The sequence below is a fragment of the Phaeobacter sp. A36a-5a genome (assembly GCF_037911135.1).
In the GTDB taxonomy this organism is placed as follows: Bacteria; Pseudomonadota; Alphaproteobacteria; order Rhodobacterales; family Rhodobacteraceae; genus Phaeobacter; species Phaeobacter bryozoorum.
This window is the reverse complement of the sequence record NZ_JBBLYU010000001.1, coordinates 531,853-555,464: the sequence shown is the minus strand read 5'-3', so window position 1 is coordinate 555,464 and position 23,612 is coordinate 531,853. Positions and strand designations below refer to the sequence as shown.

The 23,612-nt window shown below is 60.5% G+C and carries 22 protein-coding genes; 16 read left to right on the top strand and 6 right to left on the bottom strand.

Annotation, left to right across the window (positions count from 1 at the left end; translation table 11 throughout):
• Positions 1-7 precede the first annotated feature (7 nt).
• Together WLQ66_RS02550 and WLQ66_RS02545 are read right to left on the bottom strand one after the other, a co-directional pair.
• On the bottom strand, positions 8-3,016 hold the full coding sequence (locus WLQ66_RS02550; RefSeq protein WP_340544780.1) for a helicase-related protein: 3,009 nt from the start codon (positions 3,014-3,016) through the stop codon (positions 8-10).
• Between the two features lie 41 nt (positions 3,017-3,057).
• A complete protein-coding gene (locus WLQ66_RS02545) occupies positions 3,058-3,627 on the bottom strand; it encodes a tetratricopeptide repeat protein (RefSeq protein WP_340544778.1) in 570 nt (189 codons plus the stop codon).
• 97 nt (positions 3,628-3,724) lie between these two features.
• Between WLQ66_RS02545 and WLQ66_RS02540 the strand changes: the two genes are divergently transcribed.
• The 5 genes from WLQ66_RS02540 to WLQ66_RS02520 all read left to right on the top strand — a co-directional run bounded on the left by WLQ66_RS02540 (position 3,725) and on the right by WLQ66_RS02520 (position 8,057).
• Positions 3,725-4,012, top strand: coding sequence for an SCP2 sterol-binding domain-containing protein (locus WLQ66_RS02540; RefSeq protein ID WP_340544777.1), 288 nt, complete (start codon positions 3,725-3,727; stop codon positions 4,010-4,012).
• Positions 4,012-4,974 (top strand): alpha/beta hydrolase, encoded by a 963-nt coding sequence (locus WLQ66_RS02535; RefSeq protein ID WP_340544776.1) that lies wholly within the window; start codon positions 4,012-4,014, stop codon positions 4,972-4,974. Before WLQ66_RS02540 ends, WLQ66_RS02535 begins: the two co-directional genes overlap by 1 nt.
• A 165-nt stretch (positions 4,975-5,139) precedes the next feature.
• Positions 5,140-6,984: a M3 family oligoendopeptidase gene (locus tag WLQ66_RS02530; RefSeq protein WP_340544775.1), complete on the top strand. Its 1,845-nt coding sequence runs from the start codon at positions 5,140-5,142 to the stop codon at positions 6,982-6,984.
• Positions 6,981-7,307, top strand: a complete 327-nt coding sequence (locus tag WLQ66_RS02525) for a GNAT family N-acetyltransferase (RefSeq protein ID WP_340544774.1) — start codon at positions 6,981-6,983, stop codon at positions 7,305-7,307. The genes WLQ66_RS02530 and WLQ66_RS02525 overlap by 4 nt, the downstream gene beginning before the upstream one ends.
• 288 nt (positions 7,308-7,595) lie before the next feature.
• Positions 7,596-8,057: a DUF995 domain-containing protein gene (locus WLQ66_RS02520; RefSeq protein WP_340544773.1), complete on the top strand. Its 462-nt coding sequence runs from the start codon at positions 7,596-7,598 to the stop codon at positions 8,055-8,057.
• Positions 8,058-8,219: 162 nt separating this feature from the next.
• Here WLQ66_RS02520 and WLQ66_RS02515 read toward each other — a convergent pair whose 3' ends face one another.
• Together WLQ66_RS02515 and WLQ66_RS02510 are read right to left on the bottom strand one after the other, a co-directional pair.
• Positions 8,220-9,341 (bottom strand): serine/threonine protein kinase, encoded by a 1,122-nt coding sequence (locus WLQ66_RS02515; protein ID WP_340544772.1) that lies wholly within the window; start codon positions 9,339-9,341, stop codon positions 8,220-8,222.
• Positions 9,342-9,542: 201 nt separating this feature from the next.
• Positions 9,543-9,812, bottom strand: a complete 270-nt coding sequence (locus WLQ66_RS02510) for a DksA/TraR family C4-type zinc finger protein (RefSeq protein WP_340544771.1) — start codon at positions 9,810-9,812, stop codon at positions 9,543-9,545.
• A 266-nt stretch (positions 9,813-10,078) separates the two neighbouring features.
• On the opposite strand from WLQ66_RS02510, the gene WLQ66_RS02505 reads away from it, so the two are divergent.
• Complete coding sequence (locus WLQ66_RS02505) at positions 10,079-10,693, top strand: glutathione S-transferase family protein (RefSeq protein ID WP_340544770.1); 615 nt, start codon at positions 10,079-10,081, stop codon at positions 10,691-10,693.
• 62 nt (positions 10,694-10,755) lie between these two features.
• The gene (locus WLQ66_RS02500) at positions 10,756-11,352 is read left to right on the top strand and encodes an SDR family oxidoreductase (protein ID WP_340544769.1); all 597 of its coding nucleotides are present in this window, start codon (positions 10,756-10,758) and stop codon (positions 11,350-11,352) included.
• A gap of 31 nt (positions 11,353-11,383) precedes the next feature.
• Here the strand turns inward: WLQ66_RS02500 and WLQ66_RS02495 are convergent, their stop codons facing one another.
• Together WLQ66_RS02495 and WLQ66_RS02490 are read right to left on the bottom strand one after the other, a co-directional pair.
• On the bottom strand, positions 11,384-12,445 hold the full coding sequence (locus WLQ66_RS02495; protein WP_340544768.1) for an ABC transporter ATP-binding protein: 1,062 nt from the start codon (positions 12,443-12,445) through the stop codon (positions 11,384-11,386).
• 17 nt (positions 12,446-12,462) lie between these two features.
• A complete protein-coding gene (locus WLQ66_RS02490) occupies positions 12,463-13,254 on the bottom strand; it encodes an IclR family transcriptional regulator (RefSeq protein ID WP_340544767.1) in 792 nt (263 codons plus the stop codon).
• Positions 13,255-13,388: 134 nt separating this feature from the next.
• Here WLQ66_RS02490 and WLQ66_RS02485 point away from each other — a divergent pair, with 134 nt between their 5' ends.
• The 9 genes from WLQ66_RS02485 (at position 13,389) to WLQ66_RS02445 (ending at position 23,608) form a co-directional block, all read left to right on the top strand.
• Complete coding sequence (locus WLQ66_RS02485) at positions 13,389-14,639, top strand: ABC transporter substrate-binding protein (RefSeq protein WP_340544766.1); 1,251 nt, start codon at positions 13,389-13,391, stop codon at positions 14,637-14,639.
• A gap of 160 nt (positions 14,640-14,799) precedes the next feature.
• Positions 14,800-15,738 (top strand): carbohydrate ABC transporter permease, encoded by a 939-nt coding sequence (locus tag WLQ66_RS02480; protein ID WP_340546288.1) that lies wholly within the window; start codon positions 14,800-14,802, stop codon positions 15,736-15,738.
• Entirely contained in the window at positions 15,738-16,586 is an 849-nt protein-coding gene (locus WLQ66_RS02475) for a carbohydrate ABC transporter permease (protein ID WP_340544765.1), read from the top strand. The genes WLQ66_RS02480 and WLQ66_RS02475 overlap by 1 nt, the downstream gene beginning before the upstream one ends.
• Positions 16,583-18,682: an alpha-galactosidase gene (locus tag WLQ66_RS02470; protein ID WP_340544764.1), complete on the top strand. Its 2,100-nt coding sequence runs from the start codon at positions 16,583-16,585 to the stop codon at positions 18,680-18,682. The genes WLQ66_RS02475 and WLQ66_RS02470 overlap by 4 nt, the downstream gene beginning before the upstream one ends.
• The gene (locus WLQ66_RS02465; protein WP_340544763.1) at positions 18,679-20,394 is read left to right on the top strand and encodes an IlvD/Edd family dehydratase; all 1,716 of its coding nucleotides are present in this window, start codon (positions 18,679-18,681) and stop codon (positions 20,392-20,394) included. The genes WLQ66_RS02470 and WLQ66_RS02465 overlap by 4 nt, the downstream gene beginning before the upstream one ends.
• A complete protein-coding gene (locus WLQ66_RS02460; RefSeq protein ID WP_340544762.1) occupies positions 20,394-21,164 on the top strand; it encodes an SDR family NAD(P)-dependent oxidoreductase in 771 nt (256 codons plus the stop codon). The genes WLQ66_RS02465 and WLQ66_RS02460 overlap by 1 nt, the downstream gene beginning before the upstream one ends.
• Positions 21,161-22,138 (top strand): 2-dehydro-3-deoxygalactonokinase, encoded by a 978-nt coding sequence (locus tag WLQ66_RS02455; RefSeq protein ID WP_340544761.1) that lies wholly within the window; start codon positions 21,161-21,163, stop codon positions 22,136-22,138. Before WLQ66_RS02460 ends, WLQ66_RS02455 begins: the two co-directional genes overlap by 4 nt.
• The gene (locus WLQ66_RS02450) at positions 22,135-22,746 is read left to right on the top strand and encodes a 2-dehydro-3-deoxy-6-phosphogalactonate aldolase (protein ID WP_340544760.1); all 612 of its coding nucleotides are present in this window, start codon (positions 22,135-22,137) and stop codon (positions 22,744-22,746) included. Before WLQ66_RS02455 ends, WLQ66_RS02450 begins: the two co-directional genes overlap by 4 nt.
• Positions 22,736-23,608 (top strand): SMP-30/gluconolactonase/LRE family protein, encoded by an 873-nt coding sequence (locus WLQ66_RS02445; protein ID WP_340544759.1) that lies wholly within the window; start codon positions 22,736-22,738, stop codon positions 23,606-23,608. The genes WLQ66_RS02450 and WLQ66_RS02445 overlap by 11 nt, the downstream gene beginning before the upstream one ends.
• Positions 23,609-23,612: the final 4 nt, after the last annotated feature.

Below are 23,612 nucleotides of genomic sequence, written 5' to 3'. Positions count from 1 at the left end.
CAGCCGATCAATCGGATTGTTTCAGTCCCATCAGCGCCGCTGCAAAGGGATTGTCGGGATCAATCTGCTTTTCCTTCTTCGGCGGGCGGGCCGAATAGGTTTTGCTGCCCTGATCCTGACGGCCACCCTTCTTGCCGGGCTTGCCATCGCGGCCAGGCTTGCCGCCACGTGGTTTGCCCTTGCCGCGCGCAGCGTCGCCGCCACGCTTTGCGCCGCTCTCGCCAGCGTCCTGACCGCGACGGCCACCGCCGCGGTGGCCGCCCGTCTTCCGGGCGCGCCCCCAGGTGAAGGTGTAGAACACCTCCATCTCAAGCTCGTCTACATTGGCATCGGCAGCTTCGCCAACCGGGGTCTCGATCTCGGCGGTCTCGGGGATCGGATCAACAGCTGCCGGGTCGGCCATGGTTTCTGCAACCGGTGCCACCCCTGCGTCCTCGATCGCCGCAACATCACCCGGAACATCGGCTGGCGCGTCGGCATCAGCGGTAACTGTTTCCGTGACGGCAGCGGTATCGGTCTCATCCGGGGCGGCGGCAGGCGTGTTTTCAACCTGTTGCGCCGCGTCCATCACCGGGATATCCGCATCAGGCGTGCTGGTTTCGGTGACCACGGTGTCAACCGCCTTGGCCTTGATCCGCTCGCCCTTGTCGGCCTGATAGCCAAGCCCCTGCATCAAATCTGCAAACTGCTCCAGCGTCATGCCGGTGATCGACAGCATGTCGGCCTTGGCCTCGAACCCGCCACGGCTGTCTTCGGCGCGCAGCATGTCTGCAAGACGTTCGAGCATGTCGATACGGATCATGCGTTCGCCCGCGTTGCGATACCCGCACATGGTATCATAGCCCTGCGGAGCATCCTTGATCACAGGAACGGTCACCAGACCGGCAGGCGGTGCATCGGGGAATTCGCCAAGACCCTCGGACAGAGCCCAGAGCACCAGCCGCAGGCGGGTCGGCGCCGGCTTCAGAAGCAGCGGCATGAAGATGGTGAACTGGCCAAAGCGGATGCCATGTTTGCGCAACGCGCCACGTGCATCCTGGTCCAGATCTTTCACTTCCTGCGCGACACTGCCGCGCGGCAGCAGACCCAGACCCTCGACCATGCGGAAGGCAAAGCCACGGGCCAGGCCGGTCAGCTCCTCGTCGCGCTGCAGGTTGAGCAGCGGCTCAAACAGCGCGTTGATCTTGCGTGAGATGAAATGTTGCAGGCGGCGTTCGACCTTCTGGGCCACATCTGGGCCCGCAGTATCGTCGACAAACACCTCGATGCGCGGATTCAGCGGGTCAGCGCCGGCCACCAATTTGCCGACAGCATATTCACCCCACATCAGGCCGCCCTGATCGGTAAAATCAATTTCGGTATCCGGCGCGTTGTAAAAACGGTCAGCCCGGAGATGGAAATGCGGTGCGAGTGCTTGCAGGGAGGCGGATTTCAACGCCTTTGCCTCAGCGCCTTGTGCGCCCTTGTCCGGAGAGAACCGGAACCCTTCAAGACGACCAACGAATTCACCTTCGACGGTCACTTCACCCTTATCATTCACTTCGGCCAAAAGGGCCTCCTTCTGTTTGAGCCGGCGCAAAAGCACGGATGTGCGCCGGTCCACAAATCGCTGAGTCAGACGTTCGTGCAAGGCGTCCGACAATCTGTCTTCTACAGCGCGCGTCTCCCCGCGCCAATGACTTTCATCACGTACCCAGCCGTTCCTTTGTGCGACATAGGTCCATGTTCGTATAAAGGCCAAACGTTTCGACAATGCGTCAATGTCGCCATCAACCCGATCAATCCGTTTGACCTGCCGCGCCAGCCAGTCGTCCGGGACAACGCCTGAGTCGTGCAAATACTGGAACAAAACGCCCAAGAGCCCCGAATGTTCCGATTGCGAGATACCGCGAAAATCCGGGATGCGACAGATATCCCAGAGCAATCGTACCGAGGGCGCGTTGGTTGTGCGCGCCAGAATTTCATCCTGCTGGGACAACGATTTCAAGGCGATAAGATCGTCCGCTTCGCGGGCGCGGATCAGGTTCTGATCGTCAGGCGCTGATTCGAGAGAGCGGATCAGTGCCTCTACCGTGCCGAATTGCAGCGCCGAGGAACGCCAGTTCAATTTCTTCAACGGCGTGAACCTGTGTTCCATGATCGCCTGCGCGACGCCATCCTCCAGCGGCGGGGCATCGCCGGTAACCCCAAAGCTGCCGTGACTCATCCCGCGCCCTGCCCGCCCTGCGATCTGGGCCAGTTCATTCGGGGCCAATTGCCGCATCCGGCGACCGTCAAATTTGCTGAGCGAAGAAAAGGCGACGTGATCGATATCCAGATTGAGACCCATGCCGATGGCATCGGTCGCGACCAGATAGTCCACCTCGCCATTCTGGTAGAGCTCGACCTGGGCGTTGCGGGTCCGGGGGCTGAGCGCGCCCATCACAACGGCTGCCCCGCCCTTCTGTCGGCGCAACAGTTCGGCGATGGCATAGACATTGTCGATGGAGAACCCGACGATAGCGGTGCGCGCAGGCATCCGGCTGAGCTTCTTGGATCCGGCATAGACCAGATCCGAAAGCCGTTCGCGGCGCATAAACTGCACGCCCGGAACCAACGCAGCAATCGGCCCGCGCATGGTGTCAGCGCCAAGAAACAGCGTCTCATGAGTACCACGCGCCCTTAGCAGACGGTCGGTAAAGACATGGCCCCGTTCCGGGTCGGCGCAGAGCTGGATTTCATCCACCGCAAGGAAATCGCAGCCCATCCCCTCGGGCATCGCCTCAACTGTGCAGATCCAATATTGTGCGCGCGGCGGCACGATACGCTCTTCACCGGTAATCAGTGCCACCACCGACGGGCCACGGGCGGCGACGACCTTGTCATAGACCTCGCGCGCCAGAAGCCGCAACGGGAATCCCATGACACCCGTGCGATGCCCCAGCATACGTTCAATCGCATAGTGCGTCTTGCCGGTATTGGTCGGCCCCAAAACCGCCAGGACCCGGTCGCTCCCGGAACTCTGCGTGCCTGTCATGATATTGCCCTCAACGCCCGAACCGAGCTCAACTGTCAGCCCTAAAGCTCTTTGCCCTCGACTTCGGTCTTCAGCCGGTCGAGCGCGCTGGTTATCGCCTCGTGGTGCGGATGTATAGCCTGCGCCCTTTTATAGGCCTCATAGGCGTTTTGCGGGTCATTGAACTGTTCGAACATCGCCCCCAGCGCAAAAATCGCATTGTAGTCGTTGGGGTTCAGCATCAGCGTCTGCTCCAGATCGGCCACGGCAGGGCCATAGAGGCCCGCGGTGAAATACGCCCGTGCCCGCTCGTACCAGCCCATGGAAAATCCTGGCGCATGATCGGTCAGCGCAGTCAGATGCTCGATGGCAATCCGGGTATCGCCGCGGTCCAGCGCGTCCTTGCCACGTTTCAAAAGCAGGTCCATCGCAGGCGAGCCGCTACTGTTCCAGAGCGCCTGCAGGGATCTGTCCAGACCGATGGCTTCCTGCGGGTCGGCATCGGACAAAGCGGCCAGCAGGTCCGCCTCGCCCTGAACCTCCTGAGCGTGACCTTGCAAAGGCACGGAAAACAGGACTGTCAAAGACGTTGCCGCCACGATAGCTTTGAGATTGGAGAATTTTGCAACCATGATGGGTTAAGTGTAACCGCGCAGCCTGCGTTTTCCAGAGTGGGAAGGACATCCTTCACATAAATTTGCAGGCTGCGGACCAAAATGAGGACTGAACATGAGCGAAACGCTGACCCAAGCAGCAGAAACGCTGAACGCAAAGATGGATGGTGGCTTTGACGGCTCCGCCAAATTCGACATCACCGGCATGGGCACCATCATGCTGGATCAGAACGGGGCCCGCGTCGCCGACGAAGAGGCAGAGGTCACCATGACCGCCGACGCAGAGACGTTTCAGTCCATCATCGAGGGTGAACTGAACCCGACCACGGCATTCATGAGCGGCAAGCTGACCATCGACGGTGACATGGGCACCGCGATGAAACTGGCATCGGCGATGGCCTGATGGACGCGCGCCCGATGGATCTGACCCCCGCTCCCTTCTTTGCCGATATCGCGCGAGGACCAGACGGCGGGCAGGCCCATTGGGTGAGCACCAGCGATGGCCTGCGCATCCGCGTGGGCCATTGGCGCCCTGCGGGCGCTGAGAAGGGCACGTTACTGCTGTTTCCCGGGCGCACCGAATATATCGAAAAATACGGAGGAGCTGCCCAGGATCTGGCAAGCCGAGGCTATGCAACGCTGGCAATCGACTGGCGCGGCCAGGGGCTGGCGGACAGGATGCTGCCGGAGCGGCTTCTGGGTCACGTCGTCGCCTTTCGCGATTTTCAGAAAGACGTCCAGGCGGCGGTTGAGCTGGCCGATCGGCTCGCTCTGCCGAAACCATGGTTCGTCCTCGGCCATTCTATGGGCGGCGCCATCGGTCTGCGCGCAGTCATGGAAGGGCTTCCGGTCAAAGCCTGCATTTTTTCCGCGCCGATGTGGGGAATTCAGATCCCGCCCGCGCTGCGGCCCGTGGCGCGGCTGCTCAGTTCTATGGGTGACCGGTTCGGCATCGGCGCAATGCGGACCCCGACGACAACCCTAGCCCCATATGTGCAGGCCAGCCCGTTCGAGGGCAATTCGCTCACCAATGATCCTGAGATGTACCGCCTGATGCAGGATCAGCTTGCGGCACAGCCCGATCTGTCGCTTGGCGGGCCGACCGTCCGATGGCTGGGCGAAAGCCTGCGAGAATGTGCAGCCCTTGCGAAAATGCCCTCACCCGCACTGCCCTGCATCACCTTCCTCGGCACACAGGAACAGATCGTCAATACGGCAGCCATTCATGACCGGATGGCGCGCTGGCCGGGGGGCGAACTGGATCTGGTCGAGGGCGCGCAGCATGAGGTGATGATGGAAGGGGCTGAAACCCGCCGCGCCATTTTTGACAAGATCACCCGTTTGTTCGATCAATACGCAGACTAGGTTCACCCCGGACAGGCTGACGCGATCAGAGTTCTTAAAATATCGCGCGCAGTGTGCCCCCCTGCCCGGCCAATAAATCGCCGCCCGACGCGGGCCGCTTGCTTGTGATCCCCAGCCCTCGCGCTTAGATGTCGGAGAAGACACACAACAGCCCGAGGTGCCCTGATGTTCAACGCTCCCTTCCTTGACCGCGACCTGATGCGAGACGCCAACGCCAATGATGCGGGCGGTGCCGGGCCGGATGGGCTGGGCAATCTGCCTGAATGGGATCTGAGCGACCTCTACACCTCTGAGGATGCGGCAGAGCTGGATCGCGACCTCAACTGGCTGGAGAAAGAATGCGCCAGTTTCGCCAGTGACTACGAAGGCAAACTGGCCGATCTGGATGCCGACGGTCTGCTGGCCTGCGTCGTGCGCAACGAGAAGATCAACGCCATCGCCGGGCGGATCATGTCCTTTGCTGGTCTGCGCTATTATCAGCTGACCACCGATGCCGACCGCGCCAAATTCATGTCCGACATGCAGGAGAAGGTAACGATCTTCACCACGCCGCTGGTGTTCTTCTCGCTTGAAATCAACCGGATTGAAGACGCGGCACTGGAGGCCCATTTCGCCGCCAACAGCGATCTCGCCCGCTACAAACCGATTTTTGACCGTATTCGCGCGATGAAGCCTTATCAGCTGTCTGACGAGCTGGAGAAATTCCTGCATGATCTGGGCGTTGTAGGCGACGCCTGGGAGCGGCTTTTTGACGAAACGATTGCCGGCCTCACCTTCACCGTTGACGGCGAAGAGTTGAACATCGAAGGCACGCTGAACCTGTTGACCGAACAAGACCGCACCAAGCGGGAAGCCGCGGCGCGCGAACTTGCCCGGGTTTTCTCCGACAACATCAAGATCTTTGCCCGTGTCCACAACACCCAGGCCAAGGAAAAGGAAATCCTGGACCGCTGGCGCGGGATGCCCTCTCCGCAGATGGGACGCCATCTCTCCAACCACGTCGAGCCGGAGGTCGTCGAGGCCCTGCGCGAAGCTGTGGTGGCCGCCTACCCCAAGCTGTCGCATCGCTATTACGAGCTGAAGCGCAAATGGCTGGGGCTGGACCGGATGCAGGTCTGGGACCGCAATGCGCCGCTGCCAATGGAGACCTCCCGCACCGTCAAATGGGAGGAGGCACGCAAGATGGTGATGGATGCCTATAGCGCTTTTGATCCGCGCATGGGCGATCTGGCAGAGCCGTTCTTTGACAAGGGCTGGATCGACGCCGCCGTGAAACCGGGCAAGGCGCCGGGGGCATTTGCTCACCCGACCGTCACCGATGTGCACCCCTATGTGATGCTGAACTACCTCGGCAAACCGCGCGATGTGATGACGCTCGCGCATGAGCTGGGCCACGGCGTGCATCAGGTACTTGCAGCCGAGCAGGGCGAAATGCTGTCGTCAACGCCGCTGACGCTGGCGGAAACCGCATCTGTATTCGGCGAGATGCTGACCTTCCGCAAGATGCTGGAAAACGCCAAGGACAAGAACGAGCGCAAGATCCTCTTGGCAGGCAAGGTCGAGGACATGATCAACACGGTCGTGCGCCAGATCGCGTTCTATGACTTTGAATGCAAATTGCATGCCGCCCGCGCCGAAGGCGAGCTGACCCCTGATGACATCAACGCGCTGTGGATGTCGGTACAGGCCGAGAGCCTTGGTGAAGCCTTTGATTTCATGGAAGGCTACGAGACCTTCTGGACCTATGTACCGCATTTTGTCCACTCCCCCTTCTACGTCTACGCCTATGCTTTTGGCGACGGGCTGGTGAACGCGCTCTACTCCGTCTACGCCGAGGGGGCCGAAGGGTTCGAGGACAAGTATTTCGACATGCTGAAGGCAGGCGGCTCCAAACACCACAAGGAACTTTTGGCGCCCTTTGGCCTGGATGCCTCTGATCCCACCTTCTGGGACAAGGGCCTAAGCATGATCTCCGAGATGATCGATGAGCTGGAAGCGATGGAGGGGTGAAGCCCATTACCCTGCGCTCGGCGGCGCGCAGCGAGCTTGATTTGGTCGCCCATACAAGTGTGGAACCGGATCAGGTCCGCTTCTCTGGCACCTTGTCGCAGGCCTTTGAAGAAGACGAGGACGGCGTGGATTTTTACGCCATCCTCGACGGGCCCCGCGCGCTGGGGTTCTTGAAGATCGACCGCCTTTATCACGAAACCTATGATTTCGCCTCGGCAGATGAGCTGGGCCTGCGCGCGTTGATGATCGACCGCGGCGCGCAGGGTAAAGGTTATGCCCCCACAGCCGTCTCTGCTTTACAGAGCAATCTGCCGACCCAGTAACCGGCCCGCCATGCGGTGGTGCTGACGGTGAATTTGCAAAACTCTCCGGCGGTTCGCTACTATCTGAAAGGCGGGTTTCAGGACACCGGCGGCATCTATCCCCATCGCCTTGCCGGCCCCCGGCACATCCTGCGGATGGCCCTACCGCGCGAATAAACCATCATCAATCGCCGCCAGGTGGCGGTCACCCCAGGCAGCAAAAGCCTTTACACTCCTGGAACCGCACTGTCGGATTTTCGGACAATTTATGGTATAGTTTCGCCGTTCACCAGTTTGAGGGGATGAGTAATGTTTATTTTCAAAAAAATTTGTGTTTTGGCGATTGTGTCAGCCCTGGCAGCGACGCCGGTTTTCGCAGCGGGCCCTGACCGGAAAAACCGCGTAAGCGGACAAACGGTTGTCGAGCTTTATTCCGGCAAGACATGGATCTGGAGCAAAGGGGGCTCGTATTGGGCGCCTGACGGGAGCTTCCAAGCCGTTTGGGAAGACAGCGTTGGCTTGGGGAAATGGTACGCAACCTCAAAGGGCCAGCTGTGCTATGAGGCGCTCTGGTACAGCAGCGAAGGCGGGTCCGGGGATCAGAACAAAGAATGCTTCCGCCATGTAGCAGACAGCAAGGGCCAGCTGTGGAAGTACAGCGACAAGGACCAATCATGGTACAAGCCGACGAAGGAGTTCGCCGAACGCGTGAAGCCCGGGAACAAGATCTCGTCACAGGTCCGCAAGCTGCGCAAGAAATACGGCATCTGACAGCCTCAGACAGCGAGCCGGACCGACTGAGTAGCGACGGTTAGCAACGTATGCGAAACTGGTCCGCAGGATACCTGCACTGGAGACCTGCTCCCGGTAGACAAGTACGGTCAAGATTAACCGTCGAAGAGTGGCGCGCCGTAGCTGACGGCGCGCCACTGCTCACTGATGCGGGAAGTAATCTTCGCAGTCGCCGTCGCGGTAGACATCTGCCGTACAGCAGTGCAACCCGCCGCCAAAGGCATAGGCGTCGCGCAACTCGACCTCGACCACCTCCATGCCCAGCTTGTCCATCTGCTCGGCCTGATAGACCTCGGATTTCTCGACGCAGACGGTTTTCGGATCCAGCACCAGCACGTTCATCGACAGCCAGGTGGAGGAGTAGCACAGCGGCGGCGGGGTGTTGTGGGCAGGCTGTGCTGCGTCAACGATTTCCCAGCCGTTCTTGTTGAACATCTCGCGCTGCTCTTCCGGCAGACGGCGCTGCGGGTTGTTCAGGATCAGCCCCGGGCGCAGCGGTGTGAACGTTGCGTCGATGTGGATCGGGTACGGGTCACCCGGGAAGTTAACCGTATGCACCCTGTGGTCGGGGAAGTGGCGGCGCAGCCACTCAATGCCCTTGAGGTTCGTTGTGAAGCCGTGCTGCACCACCAGATCCTTGCCAAAGCGCAACACGTCGGCGGCGTCAAACAGCGGCTCTTCCTCAGTGGTGACAAAGAATTTCTCCGCCGCCCATTCCAGCCGCTTGGCCACGCCGATCTTGTCGCTGAGGTAATCCGGGTGGTAATCTGCGTCCGTGAGGCGCGGCTTGGGGGCGGCTTCGTGGCGAAACCTGGGGTCTTCTTCCCAGTACTTCTGCAATAGCGGGCGGTAGTTCAGGTATTCGAACCAGCGACAGCGGTAGGACATCGTCGCTTCCAGCATCTCATGGCCGACGGTCAGCAGCACATCGCGCGGCGGCATGCAGCCGAACTGGCTGTCGGTGTGGAAGTCCGGGGTCGTGACGGGCTGGGAATGATCGATGGAAACCGGGCGGTCCACCCGGATGCCGCGGCCGCGCAGCTGGCTGGCAAAATTGTCCAGCAGTTCGTTGGCGCGATCGATGGTCTCCTGCGGGCGGCGGCCCCACTGGCCGCGCATGTCGCTGTCTTCCGGCACCTTGGCATCCAGCGCGGGTTCTTCCGGCGGGATGTGGCAATCATCGGCACGGCCCACGATCACATGGCGCAGCGTGTCCCATTCATTCCAGCTTTTGACTTCGGTTTTTTCCGGCGACCAGGCCATGGATGCCTCCCTTGATCTCGGGAGGTAAAGGCGGGGCCTTCAATCTCCCGATTGAAAGTCCCGGCGTACAGGAGCGTTGTTTTGGGCCAGAGCAGTCTGCCTGCGGCGACGCCATCGCCTGTGAGCCCGGCTCGGGATATAGCATCCGCAGATGGCGCGGGGAAGATACTTCGGCGCGATCAAGCCGACGAAAGGACCATGTTACTTCAGCTGGCTGTCCTTGGAGCCGCGCCGATTGATTCCGCCACGCGCCTGCTGGGCGCCGTCGCGTTCCTGCTGACACTCGATACAGAGTTTGACGCCAGGGATCGCCTTACGCCGCGGTTCGGGGATCGGCTCCTCGCAATCGGCGCAATGTGTCAGGCTTTCACCGACCGGAGCGCGCCTCGACCTGAGACGCGCCAGCTCGTCACTGATTGACGCTTCGATCTGTTCACTCACCGCACCATCGCGGGTCCATCCTCCGGCCATGCTGTTTCTCCTCCTGTCCTGCGATTTACTGGTTTCGACCTGCTGCACCCCTGGCTGCGAAACGCCCTCCTCACCGCTCGGGTTCCGGTATCCGCCGGATCGCAGTCTACAATGCGGGCGCTTTATCGGGAACGAAATCGCGATCCGGGCTGTTGAGTATTCGACGACGGCACCGATGCCGTCTTTCTTTTGTGACCGCGCATCACTGGCATGACAAGTATCTGAGCCGAGCGCGGAATTGACCGACTCTGAAGGAGACGCCGCTCATGCTGAAGATCCACTGCCTCGCCTACTCCCGCGCAATTCGCCTGATCTGGCTGATGGAAGACCTCGGGCAACCCTATGATGTCACAACCTACGACCGCACGGATAACTTCAGGGCGCCTGAAAGCCTTGCCAAGATTCATCCGCTCGGCAAATCGCCTGTTATTGAGGACGCCGACATGAAGATAGCGGAATCGGCGACCTGCCTGCGGTATCTTTCTGATCGCTATGGTGACAGCCGCCATCAACCAGCTCCGGGGACAGCAGACGCATTGCGCCACGACGAGCTGCTCGACTACGTCGAGAGCTCCTTTGCCGAGGTTGCGATGGGCGTGCTCCTACCGGCCCTGAAGGGAGAGGATTCTGGAGATGAGGCCAAGAAAGCTCTGGACCTGCATCTGGACTACATCGCCCAGCAGCTTCCTGAAACGGGTTTGCTGTTTGGCGATCAGGCCGCGCTCGCCGATATCCAGTTCTCGTACATCCTCGCCAATCTGGCGGCGATTGGCGCGCTGAAGGATGCGCCGCGCGTCGCGCGCTACTGGACCGATCTGCAGGCACAGGATGGCTACAAGGCCGCAGTGGCGAAGGTGGGACCGATGGCCCCGTCGTTCTGACCCGTGGCCCCGCTGTGTCCCCCCAATTGTCCCAATCCCATTATCGAAATGAGGAGACCGTTATGAAAGTTCTTGTCGCAGGTGCTACTGGCAATACAGGCCGCCGGGTGGTGGAAAAACTTCAGCGCCTGGGCCATCAGCCCATCGCATTGATCCGGGAGGGGTCGGATACCAGCACGCTTCCACCCGGGACTGGCACGCGGCGCGGCGACCTTACCGACCTGCCTACGGATGTCTGCGAGGGGTGCGACGGTGTGATCTTTGCAGCAGGATCTGGCGGCGACACCTCTCGCGAAATGACGGACAAGGTTGATCGTGATGGCGCGAAGGCGCTTGTGGATCTTGCAAAATCATCGGGCGTGGCCCGGTTTGTCATGCTTAGTTCGATAGGAGCCGGCGATCCCGATCCCAAAAGCGAACTTGCCCATTACCTGCAGGCCAAACACGACGCGGATGTTTATCTGGAACAGTCGGGACTGGACTACGCGATCCTGCGCCCAGTACGTCTGACTGATGGCGACGGCAGCGGAGACCTGCTGTTCGGCGAGCAGGTCGATCCCGAAGGCGTCGCCGCACGAGGCGATGTCGCCGCAACCCTCGCAGATGCCGTCAGCAACCCGGCATGGTCGGGAAAAACAAAGCGGATGCAGTCACTGTAGCCGCGGACCATCGCTGACAGCCCTCCTGCTTCTAGCGCAGACGCAGCTCTGTCGTCCCGTCAAAGAAATAGGCGTCAGCATCGTCAAAATCCAAGGCGACGGCGCTTCCTTCGGGCAGCGCCTCGTCCCCCCGTGTTTCGACAATGATCTTCTCGCCTGTTGGGGTGCGTAGATAGTCGTAGGACACACCGCCCAGCCGCTCGCGCAGATCAAGGATCAGATCGCTGTCACGGGCGACGACAGAGAGATGCTGCGGGCGCAATCCCACAAGGACCGATGCACCCTCTTCAGGCAGCGTGACAGAGGCCGCGATCCGGCGGCCGCCAAGAGCGGGTACTGTGACCGCGCCGCCGGAAACGGTCGCTTGAAGGAAATTCATGCTCGGCGAGCCGATAAACCCCGCGACGAAGCGGTTGTCGGGATCGGCGTATAGCTTCATCGGGCTGCCGACCTGTTCGACGCGACCGGCCCGAAGCACGACGATCTTGTCTGCCAGCGTCATCGCCTCCACCTGATCATGGGTCACATAGATCATGGTGGCGCCAATTTCCTTGTGCAGCCGAGCGATCTCGACCCGCATATCCACGCGCAGCTCGGCATCGAGATTTGACAGCGGCTCATCGAAGAGAAAGACATCCGGCCCGCGCACGATCGCACGTCCGATGGCGACGCGCTGGCGCTGCCCGCCCGACAGCGCCTTGGGTTTGCGTTTAAGGTATTGATCCAGCTTCAGGATCCGGCTGGCCTCTGCCACCTTTTCCCGGATCGCATCCTTGGGATGACCGGTCATCTTAAGCCCGAACCCCATATTATCCTCAACCGTCATATGCGGATATAGCGCGTAGGACTGGAAAACCATCGCAACCCCACGGTCAGCCGCATCCAGTCGTGTGACATCCCGCTCACCGATATGGATGCTGCCGCTGCTGGTCTCCTCCAACCCGGCGATCATCCGCAGCAGCGTCGACTTTCCGCACCCGGACGGGCCGACAAAGACGCAGAACTCACCGTCCTCAATGGTGAGGTCCACGTCGTGGATCACCTGAACGTCACCATATTTCTTGACGGCCTTGGCCAGAGTGACCCCTGTCATGTGTTCTCTCCCTCGGGTTAATTTGGAAATTGCCAGGTCTCGGCCGCTGCCGCGATTTCCTTGGCGGTTGTCATCAGGGCTGGTCGAAGCGTCTCCAGCTCCTCCAGCGAGCGACGCTGCACGGAGGAGGTGATCGACAGCCCGCCCATCACTTTGCCCGCCTCCGACAGGATCGGAACGGCAATGCAGATGATGCCCGGTTCATGCTCTTCACGGTCGAAGGCAACGCCGTCTTTGCGGATCTGCTGCAACTCGTCCATCAGCGCCTCTGGCGTGGCCAACGTGTTGGGCGTATGGGCAAAAAACGCCTGCCTGCGGATCGCATCCTGCTGCGCCTCCCGCGACAGATACGCGATCATCGCCTTACCCACCCCGGTACAGTAGCCCGGCCCTATTTTGCCCGCCTGGCTGAACATCTCAATCGGTGTGGCCGCATTACGCTTGTCGACGTAGAGTACCTGCCCCCGATCCAGCTGCGCCAGATGTATGGTCTCGCCGATATCCTGTGACAGCTTGTCCAGATAGGGCCGCGCCACCGGAGCCAGCGCGCTTTGCCGCCAGGCAGCATGAGCCAATCGCACCAGGCGCAAACCCGGAGCATAGGTCTGATGGGTCTCATCATAGGACAGCATCCCCTGATTGGTCAGCGTCTGCACCAACCGGTACAGCGTCGCCTTGGGGTGATCCGAGGCCGCCAGCACCTCGCCGAACCGCATTGGGCGGCCCGCTTCAGCGATCTGATCCAACACGGCCAGAGCCTTGCCAACGGTGCCATCTGTCTCTCGCGATTGGGGCGCAGCTTTCGCCATCACTGTCCTTTCTCTGATCGGGCGGGGCCGATGTAACTGTTGACATCCTTAGCCGAGCGCGGTCATAGTTTCAATAGTTGGAATTTGGTTCCAATATATGAAACCAAACGACACACGTCAACAGGGAGGACGTCATGAAGACTTTGAAAGGAACAGTTGCGGGCCTGGCTCTCAGCCTCGGCCTGGCCACTGCGGCACAGGCTGAATTGAGCGGCACGCTCAAGATTTTCTCAGATATGTCCAATCCTGCGCCGCGCGCAGTAATGGAGGGGATGGCGGCTGAATTCGACGCGATGCACCCGAACCTGACCGTTGAGCTGACGGTGATCGACCGCGAGGCCTACAAGACGCAGATTCGCAACTTCCTATCTGCCAACCCACCGGACGTGGCCAACTGGTATGCGGCAAACCGGATGCGGCCCTACGTCTCTGCCGGGTTGTTCGAAGACATCTCCGACCTTTGGGCAGAGCCGGAAATCGCTGATGCGCTGGCCTCCACCAAGGGCGCAATGACATTGGACGGCAAGCAATGGGGCGTACCCTACACCTACTACCAGTGGGGCGTCTACTACCGCGAGGACATCTACAACGAGCTTGGCCTCGAAGAGCCCGAGGACTGGGAGATCTTCAAAGCGAACTGCCAGAAGATTCTCGATTCAGGTCGCAAGTGTTTCACCATCGGCACCAAGTTCCTGTGGACGGCCGGCGGCTGGTTTGACTACCTGAACATGCGCACCAACGGCTATGATTTCCATATGGCGCTGACCAATGGTGAAGTCGCCTGGACCGATGACCGTGTAAAGCAGACCTTTGCCAACTGGCGGGAACTGATCGACATGGGGGCCTTTATCGACAACCATCAGTCCTACAGCTGGCAGGAGGCCCTGCCCTTCATGGTCAAAGGTGAAGCCGCCGCCTATCTGATGGGCAACTTTGCCGTGGCACCGCTGCGCGAAGCCGGTCTTGGGACCGATCAGCTGGATTTCTACCAGTTCCCGACCATCAATCCCGATGTCGAGCTGGCTGAGGACGCACCAACCGACACCTTCCACATTCCATCCGGCGCCCAGAACAAAGAAGCCGCGCGCGAGTTCCTGCGTTTCGTCGTCTCGGCGGACAATCAGACCAAGATCAACGGCGGCGCAGCACTCGGCCAGCTGCCTGTGAACTCAAAGTCCTCCGTCGATGATGACGAAATGCTCAATCAGGGCTTCGAGATGCTGTCCGCCAACTCGCCCGGTGGTATCGCGCAGTTCTTTGACCGCGATGCACCAGCGGAAATGGCCTCCGTTGCCATGGAGGGCTTCCAGGAGTTCATGGTCTTCCCGGACAATCTGGATGATATCCTGAACCGTTTGGAAAAGACCCGCGAGCGCGTCTACTGATCACTGCTGCTGGCCAATACAACGCGCAAGGCCGATCTGCCTATCGGCCCTGCGCAGCCCGGTCACGGACCGGAGCGCGCAATATGCTGAACCGTATCGGCCCTTCCCAGTCGACAGGCTGATATCAATCGACAAACAAGGGAGAATTCCCGTGGCTGAGATGAACCTTGCTCCAGAAACCAGATCGTCTGCCAGCGCATCAGGCAGCCGTGACAGCTGGCTAAGGCGCAATCGTCAGACCCTCGCGCCCTGGCTCTTTCTGGCGCCCGGCGTGATTTTCTTTCTCTTCTACGTGATTTTCCCGATCGTACAGAGCTTCAACCTGTCGTTCTACCGCTGGGACGGGCTCGGTGATCCACAGTTCGTCGGCATGGAAAACTACCGGGAGCTGATGGATGATCGCGCGTTTGAGGTCTCGCTCTGGAATAACCTGAAATGGCTTCTGCTGTATTTGCTGGCAATCCCGGCAGGCCTGTTCATCGCGCTGTTCCTCAATCAGACCGTAACCGGCATTCGCCTATACAAGTCTCTGTTCTTCTTTCCATTTGTGATCAGTCAAGTTGTTGTCGGCCTGGTGTTCAGCTGGTTCTATGACCCGACCTTTGGCCTGCTCAATCAAGTGCTGGGCTGGGTTGGTCTTGGGCCGTTGAATGTGCTGGGGGATCCGACGCTGGTGACCTATGGCATCATCGCGGCTGGCCTGTGGCCGCAGACGGCCTATTGCATGATCCTCTACCTCACGGGCCTCAATGCGGTTGATCCCGAACAGGTCGAGGCGGCGCGGCTGGACGGTGCCAAAGGCGCCAAGATGCTGTGGTATGTGATCATCCCGCAACTGCGGCCGGCGACCTTTGTCGCCTTTGTCGTGACAATCATCGGCGCACTGCGCAGCTTTGATCTGATCTCCATCATGACCAACGGCGGCCCGTTCGGCTCCAGCCGGGTGCTGTCGTTCTACATGTTTGAAAAGGCCCTGTCGGAATATGGCTTCCGCATGGGTTATGGCGCAGCAATTGCAGTGGTGCTGTTCCTGATCATGCTGTGCTTCATCGCCTACTTCCTGTGGTCCATGTACCAAGACGACAAAGGGGGCCGCTGATGTTTCCGAAACCCATTCAGAACAGTTCTCGCGGATGGCAGGCCACCTATCAGGCCCTGGTTCCGACTGCGCTCGTCCTTTGGCTGTTGCCGCTGATCGCGGTGGCCATCTTCTCGATCAAACCGGATGTGGACTTTACCACCGGCAACTACTGGGGAATGCCGAGCTCGTTTGAAGGCGCCAGCAATTACGGCAAGGTATTCTTTGGCTCCGACATGCCGCGCTACCTACTGAACTCCGTCCTGATCACGGTGCCGACGGTGATCGGTGCCGTAGCACTCTCCTGCATGACCGGCTTTGCACTTGGCGTATATAAATTCCGTGGCAACCTGCTGCTGTTTTTCATGTTCGTGGCAGGCAACTTCGTGCCGTTTCAGATCCTGATGGTTCCGGTACGCGATCTGACGCTGGACATGGGGCTCTACAACACCAAAACTGGCCTCGTGCTGTTTCATATCGCCTTTCAGACCGGGTTTTGCACGCTCTTTATGCGCAACTTCATCCGCGCCCTGCCTTTTGAGCTGATCGAAGCCGCCCGCGTCGAAGGGGTCGCGGAATGGCGGATCTTCTGGTTCGTGGTATTGCCGCTGATGAAACCCGCAATTGCGGCGCTCAGCGTGCTGATCTTTACCTTCATCTGGAATGATTATTTCTGGGCAGTTGTTCTGACCCAGGGCGCCGAGAGCCAGCCGGTGACCGCAGGCATCACTTCCTTCAACGCGCAATACCGGGCAGCGTACCATCTGATGAGCGCGGGCAGCATCGTCGCGGCCCTGCCGCCGGTTGCGATGTTCTTCCTGATGCAGCGCCACTTTATCGCCGGTCTGACGCTGGGAGCCGTGAAGTGAGCACGGTGAGAGACATCCGCTGCTGGGCGCTTCAGGATCAGTGCCAAAGCCTGATCCTCGCCGCCCGTGGCACCGATCTGGCAGAGGTCATCTACTGGGGACCGCGGCTGCCCGATGGAACCGATCTGGACATGCTCGCCGCCGCCTCGCGCATGGATGTGACGGGGGGGATGCTGGATCAGGTGCCGCCGCTGTCGATCTGCCCCGAGGCACGCCGCACCTTCCCCGGCCAGCCCGGTCTGTCGCTGACGGATGGCGCGGGCAAGGCACTGCTGCCACGCTTCACCTTCGAGCGGGCGGAGGAAGGCACTCGGACCCTCACACTCCACTATCGCGATGCCAATAATGGCCTGCACTATCAGGCACAGTTTGAGCTGACGCCCGCAACCAGCATGATCACTGCGCAGGCCGCTCTCACCTCGGAGCAGCCCGTCAGCGTGAACTGGCTCTCCGCTCCGGTCTTTCCGGCACCTCAGAACAGTCATGAGATGATCGACTTCCATGGCCGCTGGATCGGTGAATTTCAGACCAGCCGCACCGCCTGGAGCGCAGGCGCGCGGCTAAGGGACAACCCCACAGGGCGCACCGGGCATGAGCATTTCCCCGGTCTGATTGTGCCCTGCAGTGGTGCCACGAACAGCCAAGGATCCGCCTATGCCTTCCACTACGGCTGGTCGGGGGGCCATAGAATGCTGGCAGAGGAACTCCCCGACGGGCGTCGCCAAATCCAGTGGGGACACGCCACCGGCAGCCGCCGCACATCCGGCACGCGTTTTGAGACCGCGCCACTCTATGCGGTGTTCTCGGATCGGGGGATCAATGGCTGCGCTGTCACCTTCCAACGCCACCTGCGCGATGAGATCCTGCGACCACCTGAGCCTGTGAGCGCGCGTCCGGTGCATTACAACTGCTGGGAAGCGGTCTATTTCGAGCACGATCACGCCATGCTCTGCGAGATCGCAACCCGTGCGGCCGACCTTGGCGCGGAACGTTTCGTGCTGGACGATGGATGGTTCGGCAAACGTGATGACGATACCACATCCCTCGGCGACTGGACGATCGACAGGCGCAAATACCCCGATGGGCTGATGCCACTGATCGACCATGTCCACGCCGAAGGCATGGCATTTGGCATCTGGTTTGAACCGGAAATGATCAATCCTGAAAGCGATCTGTTCCGCGCCCATCCCGACTGGGTTCTGGGCGACTTGGATCAGGTGCTTGGTCGCCAGCAAATGGTACTGAATATCGCCCTGCCGGAGGTACAGGCCTATCTCTACGACCGCATTGCAGCGGTTCTGGCAGATCACCCGATCGACTATGTGAAATGGGACCACAACCGTGTCCTGCCCGAGCCGGACAGCGCCCAGGCCGAGGCAGCCTATGCGCTCTTTGACCGCCTGCGGGCAGACTTCCCCAAGGTGGAATTCGAGAGCTGCTCCTCGGGTGGCGGGCGTATAGACTTTGGGATCCTATCGCGCACCCATCGCGTCTGGCTTTCGGACAGCAACGATCCGCTGGAACGGCTGCGGATCCAGCATGAAGCGGCGCTTTTCCTGCCGATGGTGGTCACCGGCAGCCACGTAGGTCCCCGAAAATGCCACACCTCTGGCCGGGTGACAGACATCCGCCTGCGCGCCTGGGTCGCGGCGCAGCGCCACATGGGGTTTGAAATGGACCCGTGCGAGCTGACCGAGGAAGAGGCAGACATCCTCCGCAAGGTAACTTCCTGGTGGAAAGACAACCGCCACTGGATGCAGCGGGCCGATATTCTGCGGCTCGACAGTGACGATCCGGCGGTAATCGCAGAGCTACAGCGCGCAGAGGATGGCAGTAGGTTTGTCGTCTTTGCCGGGGTTTGTGAGGCCAGCGCACAGATCCTGCCCCGCCCGCTTCGCCTGACCGGGCTAGAGCCGGATACACTATATGAAATCAGCCTGCTGAACCGCGAGGATGCCCCCGGCCTGTCACGCGGTTCACCTCTTTTGAAAACCGGCACTGCCCCCCTTAGCGGCCAATATCTGATGCACCAAGGGATCACCCTGCCCTGGACATTCCCACAGTCGATCTGGGTGATTGAAGGAACACGCCTATGACCAAAGACAGACGAAATCGCGCCTGGTACGGCAAACTGGACAAAGACGGATTTATCCACCGCAGCTGGATGAAAAATCAGGGCTTTCCCGATCATGCCTTTGACGGCCGACCAATCATCGGGATCTGCAATACCTGGTCCGAACTGACGCCCTGCAACTCCGGTCTTCGCGATCTCGCCGAGGGGGTGAAGCGCGGGGTCTGGGAGGCTGGCGGCTTCCCGGTTGAGTTCCCGGTCATGTCGCTGGGCGAGACCCAGATGAAGCCGACGGCGATGCTGTTCCGCAACCTTCTGGCCATGGATGTGGAAGAGTCGATCCGGGCCTATGGGATTGACGGCGTTGTCCTGCTTGGCGGTTGTGACAAGACCACACCGGGCCAGCTGATGGGAGCGGCCTCGGTCGATCTGCCTGCCATCGTGGTCAGCTCGGGCCCAATGCTGAACGGCAAATGGCAGGGAAAGGATATCGGTTCCGGCACAGACGTCTGGAAATTCTCCGAAGCGGTGCGCGCGGGTGAGATGACCTTGCAGGACTTCATGGCGGCTGAATCCGGGATGAGCCGATCCAAGGGCGTGTGCATGACCATGGGTACGGCCTCCACTATGGCGTCCCTCGTCGAAGCGATGGGGATGAGCCTGCCGACGAATGCCGCCCTGCCAGCAGTGGACGCCCGCCGCATGGCGCTGGCGCATCTCACCGGAAAGCGGATTGTCGAAATGGTGGAGGAAGATCTCAAACCCTCCGACATTCTGACCCGCGATGCGTTCATCAACGCGATCATGGCCAATGCAGCGGTTGGCGGCTCGACCAATGCGGTTGTCCATCTTCTGGCACTGGCTGGCCGTGTCGGGGTAGAGCTGACCCTGGATGATTTTGGTCTGGGGAGCGACATCCCGCTCTTGGTGAACTGCATGCCCTCTGGCAAATACCTGATGGAAGATTTCTGCTATGCGGGCGGCATGCCTGTTGTGCTGAAGCAACTTGCCGATAATGGGCACCTGCGCAGCAACACCACCGTTCTGGGAGGCGACATCACAGCCTATGCCGAGGGCGCCGCATGTTTCAACGATGATGTCATCAAGACCTTTGACACCCCAGTCAAACCGGCCGCGGGCCTGCGTGTCCTGCGCGGCAACCTCGCCCCCAATGGCGCCATCGTCAAACCCTCAGCCGCGACCGACCATTTGCTGGAGCACGAAGGTGTCGCCCATGTTTTCGAGACCATCGAAGAGATGAAGGCCAACATCGACCGGGACGATCTGCCGGTGACCAAGGACAGTATCCTGGTGCTGAAAGGCGTCGGTCCCAAGGGCTATCCGGGTATGCCGGAGGTCGGCAACATGCCGATCCCGCGCAAACTGGTGCGCGACGGGGTACGCGATATGATCCGCATTTCCGATGGTCGCATGTCCGGCACGGCATTTGGCACCGTGATCCTGCATGTCTCGCCAGAATCGCAGGCTGGTGGTCCCCTTGGTCTGGTCCAGACCGGCGACCGGATCCGGGTCAGTGCAAAGAACGGCACGCTTGACCTTCTGGTTTCGGAGGAAGAGCTGACCGCGCGCCGGGAAGCCTGGCGACCAGAGCCGCCGCATTACACGCGCGGCTATGCAAAACTCTATGTCGACAGCGTCCTTCAGGCTGAAAAAGGCGCTGATCTTGATTTTCTCGTGGGCAAAGACACCCGCCCCGTCACACGGGAGAGCCACTGATGAGCGATACTGCAATCTTTCCGGACCTGAAGGGCACATCGGTTTTCATCACCGGCGGCGGTTCCGGCATTGGGGCCGCGCTGAGCGAGGGGTTTCTGCGTCAGGGAGCCAAGGTCGCCTTTGTCGGACGCTCCGATGCCTCCGCATTTGTTCAACGGATGGAAGCCGAGACCGGCAACCGCCCCTTGTTCATCCAATGCGACATCACCGATATCCCGGCGCTGAAATCCGCGATTGAGCAGGCGGCAGAGGCACATGGCCCGATCACCACGCTGGTGAACAACGCCGCCAACGATCAGCGCCACGCCACGCTGGATGTGGACGAAGAGTTTTGGGACTGGGCACAGGCGATCAATCTCAAGGCCTATTTCTTTGCCTGTCAGGCTGTGCTGCCAAGGATGCAGGCCGCCGGTGGCGGGTCAATCGTGAACTTCACCTCCATCAGCTATATGATGGGCAACAGCGGCTACCCCGCCTATACGACTGCAAATGCAGGCATCAATGGCATGACCCGCAGCCTTGCCCGCGAGTTCGGGCCGGATCACGTGCGGGTGAATGCGCTGGCGCCCGGGTGGGTGCTGACCGACAAGCAGCTTGATAAATGGGCCACCCCCGAGGCGCTTGCCGCCCATCTCGATCGCCAATGCCTGAAGGATCATCTCGCCCCTCAGGATATCGTCGGCTCCACGCTTTTTCTGGCCTCGGCAACAAGCCGCATGATCACAGGACAGACGCTGGTGGTGGATGGCGGGGTTGTGGTGACAGGATGACGGCCGATCCCAACCGTTCCTTTGACATGATGCCAGCTGGCCCGACGCCTGCATGGATTGCGGCTGACTGGGGGACGAGCCAGCTGCGGCTGTGGGTGATGGACAACAGTAATCAGGTCCTCGACCGCATCACCTCTGACCGCGGCATGTCGCGGCTTGGCCCGCAGGACTATGAACCGACACTGCTGGGCCTGCTTGGCGATCGTCTGGCGCCCGGCAGCAACAGCGATGTCCGGGCGGTCCCGGTCATCTGTTGCGGAATGGCAGGTTCGCGTCAGGGCTGGGCCGAGGCCCCTTATGCCACCGCGCCCTGCCCCCCGCCGGGAATAGCCGAGGCGACCCGACCGCTGATACAGGACAAACGCCTGACCGTTTACCTGCTGCCCGGGATCAAGACAACCGATCCGGCGGATGTGATGCGCGGGGAAGAAACCCAGATTGCGGGGTACCTCGCACAAGACAGCAATCAGACCGGGCCTCAGGTCATTTGCCTGCCCGGCACCCATAGCAAATGGGTCAAACTGGATCGGGGCCAGGTCACCAGCTTCTCGACCTTCATGACCGGCGAGATGTTCGCACTGCTGCAAGGCCAATCCGTACTTCGACACTGCGTCTCTGAGGATGGCTGGGACGAAAAGGCGTTCAAACAGGCCGTGGCCAAGGCGCTCTCCTCGCCGGCTGCGATCTCGGCACAGCTGTTTCGTATCCGTGCGGATGCGCTGTTGTCCGGGCAGAACGCGGAGACCGGAAGAGCGCGCCTGTCAGGGCTTTTGATCGGTGCGGAGCTTGCCGCGACCCGGGGCTACTGGTCTCACCAATCCGTCACCATACTCGGCACAGATGCGCTGGCCCGCTGCTATGAAACAGCCCTGTCCGCGCTGGGGTGCAAGCCCCGTCGCGTTGACGCCGAATCCCTGACACTCGCGGGCCTATGCGCCGCATATGACCAACTGCAAAAAGGTCAAACCGAATGAGCCGTAACATCATCGCCATCCTGCGCGGTCTGCGTCCCAAAGAGGCGCGCGCCATGACCGATGCCCTGATGGATGCAGGTATCACCAAGATCGAAGTGCCGCTGAACTCTCCCCAGCCTTATGACAGCATCGCCGTCATGCTGGATCAGGCAAAGGGGCGCGCCACAGTCGGCGCTGGAACGGTGCTCAACACCGGCGCAGTGGCTCAACTCGCGGCCATTGGGGCGCAGATGGTGGTTTCGCCAGACTGCAACCCGGATGTGATCCGTGCAACCAAAGCCGCAGGCATGTTGTCCTATCCGGGTGTCTTCACCGCGTCAGAGTGTTTTTCGGCTCTCCGAGCCGGTGCTGATGGTCTGAAGTTCTTCCCTGCCTTCAAACTGGGACTGGACGGTTTTTCGGCGCTGAAAGCGGTCCTGCCCGCTGATGCTGAAACCTACGCGGTAGGCGGTGTCGGGCCTGCGGAATTTGCCGATTGGCACAGGGCAGGCATCACCGGTTTTGGCATGGGGTCCTCTCTCTACAAACCCGGCCGCTCTGTCGAAGATGTCGCCCTCCTCGCTGCAGAAACCGTCGCGGCCTACGACGAGGCCTTCGATGGCACGTGATCCGGCGCTCCATCCCATGACAGCTCAGGTCTTCAGCGAAACGCGCTGCACGCTGGGGGAAGGTCCGCTGTGGCATCCGACGCGCAAACAGTTGTTCTGGTTCGATATCCTTGAAAAACAACTGCTGAGCGTTGCCGGAGAAACGGAGATTCACTGGCAGTTTGACGACTGCGTTTCCGCCGCGGGCTGGGTCGATGATCAGACCCTGATCATGGCCAGCGCCCGTGCGCTATGGCGGTTTGACATCGAAACCGGCACTCGCACGCATCTGATTGATCTGGAGGCCGATCAGCCGCTAACCCGCTCCAACGATGGGCGCGCAGATCCCTGGGGCGGGTTCTGGATTGGCACGATGGGCTACAAAGCGGAACCCGGCCTTGGCGCCATCTACCGCTACTATCGGGGCGAATTGCGCCAGCTGGTCGCACAGCAAACCATCACCAATGCCATCTGTTTTGCCCCTGACAAATCCTGCGCGTATTTCACCGATACAACGACCGGCAAGATCATGCGCCAGCCTCTGGCGAACAGAGACGGCTGGCCGGTTGGCGCGGCATCGGTTTTCCTCGACCTCAGCAACCAGAATTTTGGCCCTGACGGCGCGATTGTCGACGCCGAAGGCCGCTTTTGGAATGCCCAATGGGGGGCCGGCCGTGTCGCTGTCTATACCTCGACCGGCGCGCTGTCAGAGATCTATCCGATCCCAACCTCCCAGGCCTCCTGCCCTTCGCTTGGCGGGGACACCTTGTCAGAGCTGTTCGTTACCACCGCCGCAGACGGGCTGAATGATGCGGCTGCAGGTAGGACCTATCGCATTCAAACAACGGCCAAAGGCCAGCGCGAACACCGCGTCATTCTCTGAGGAT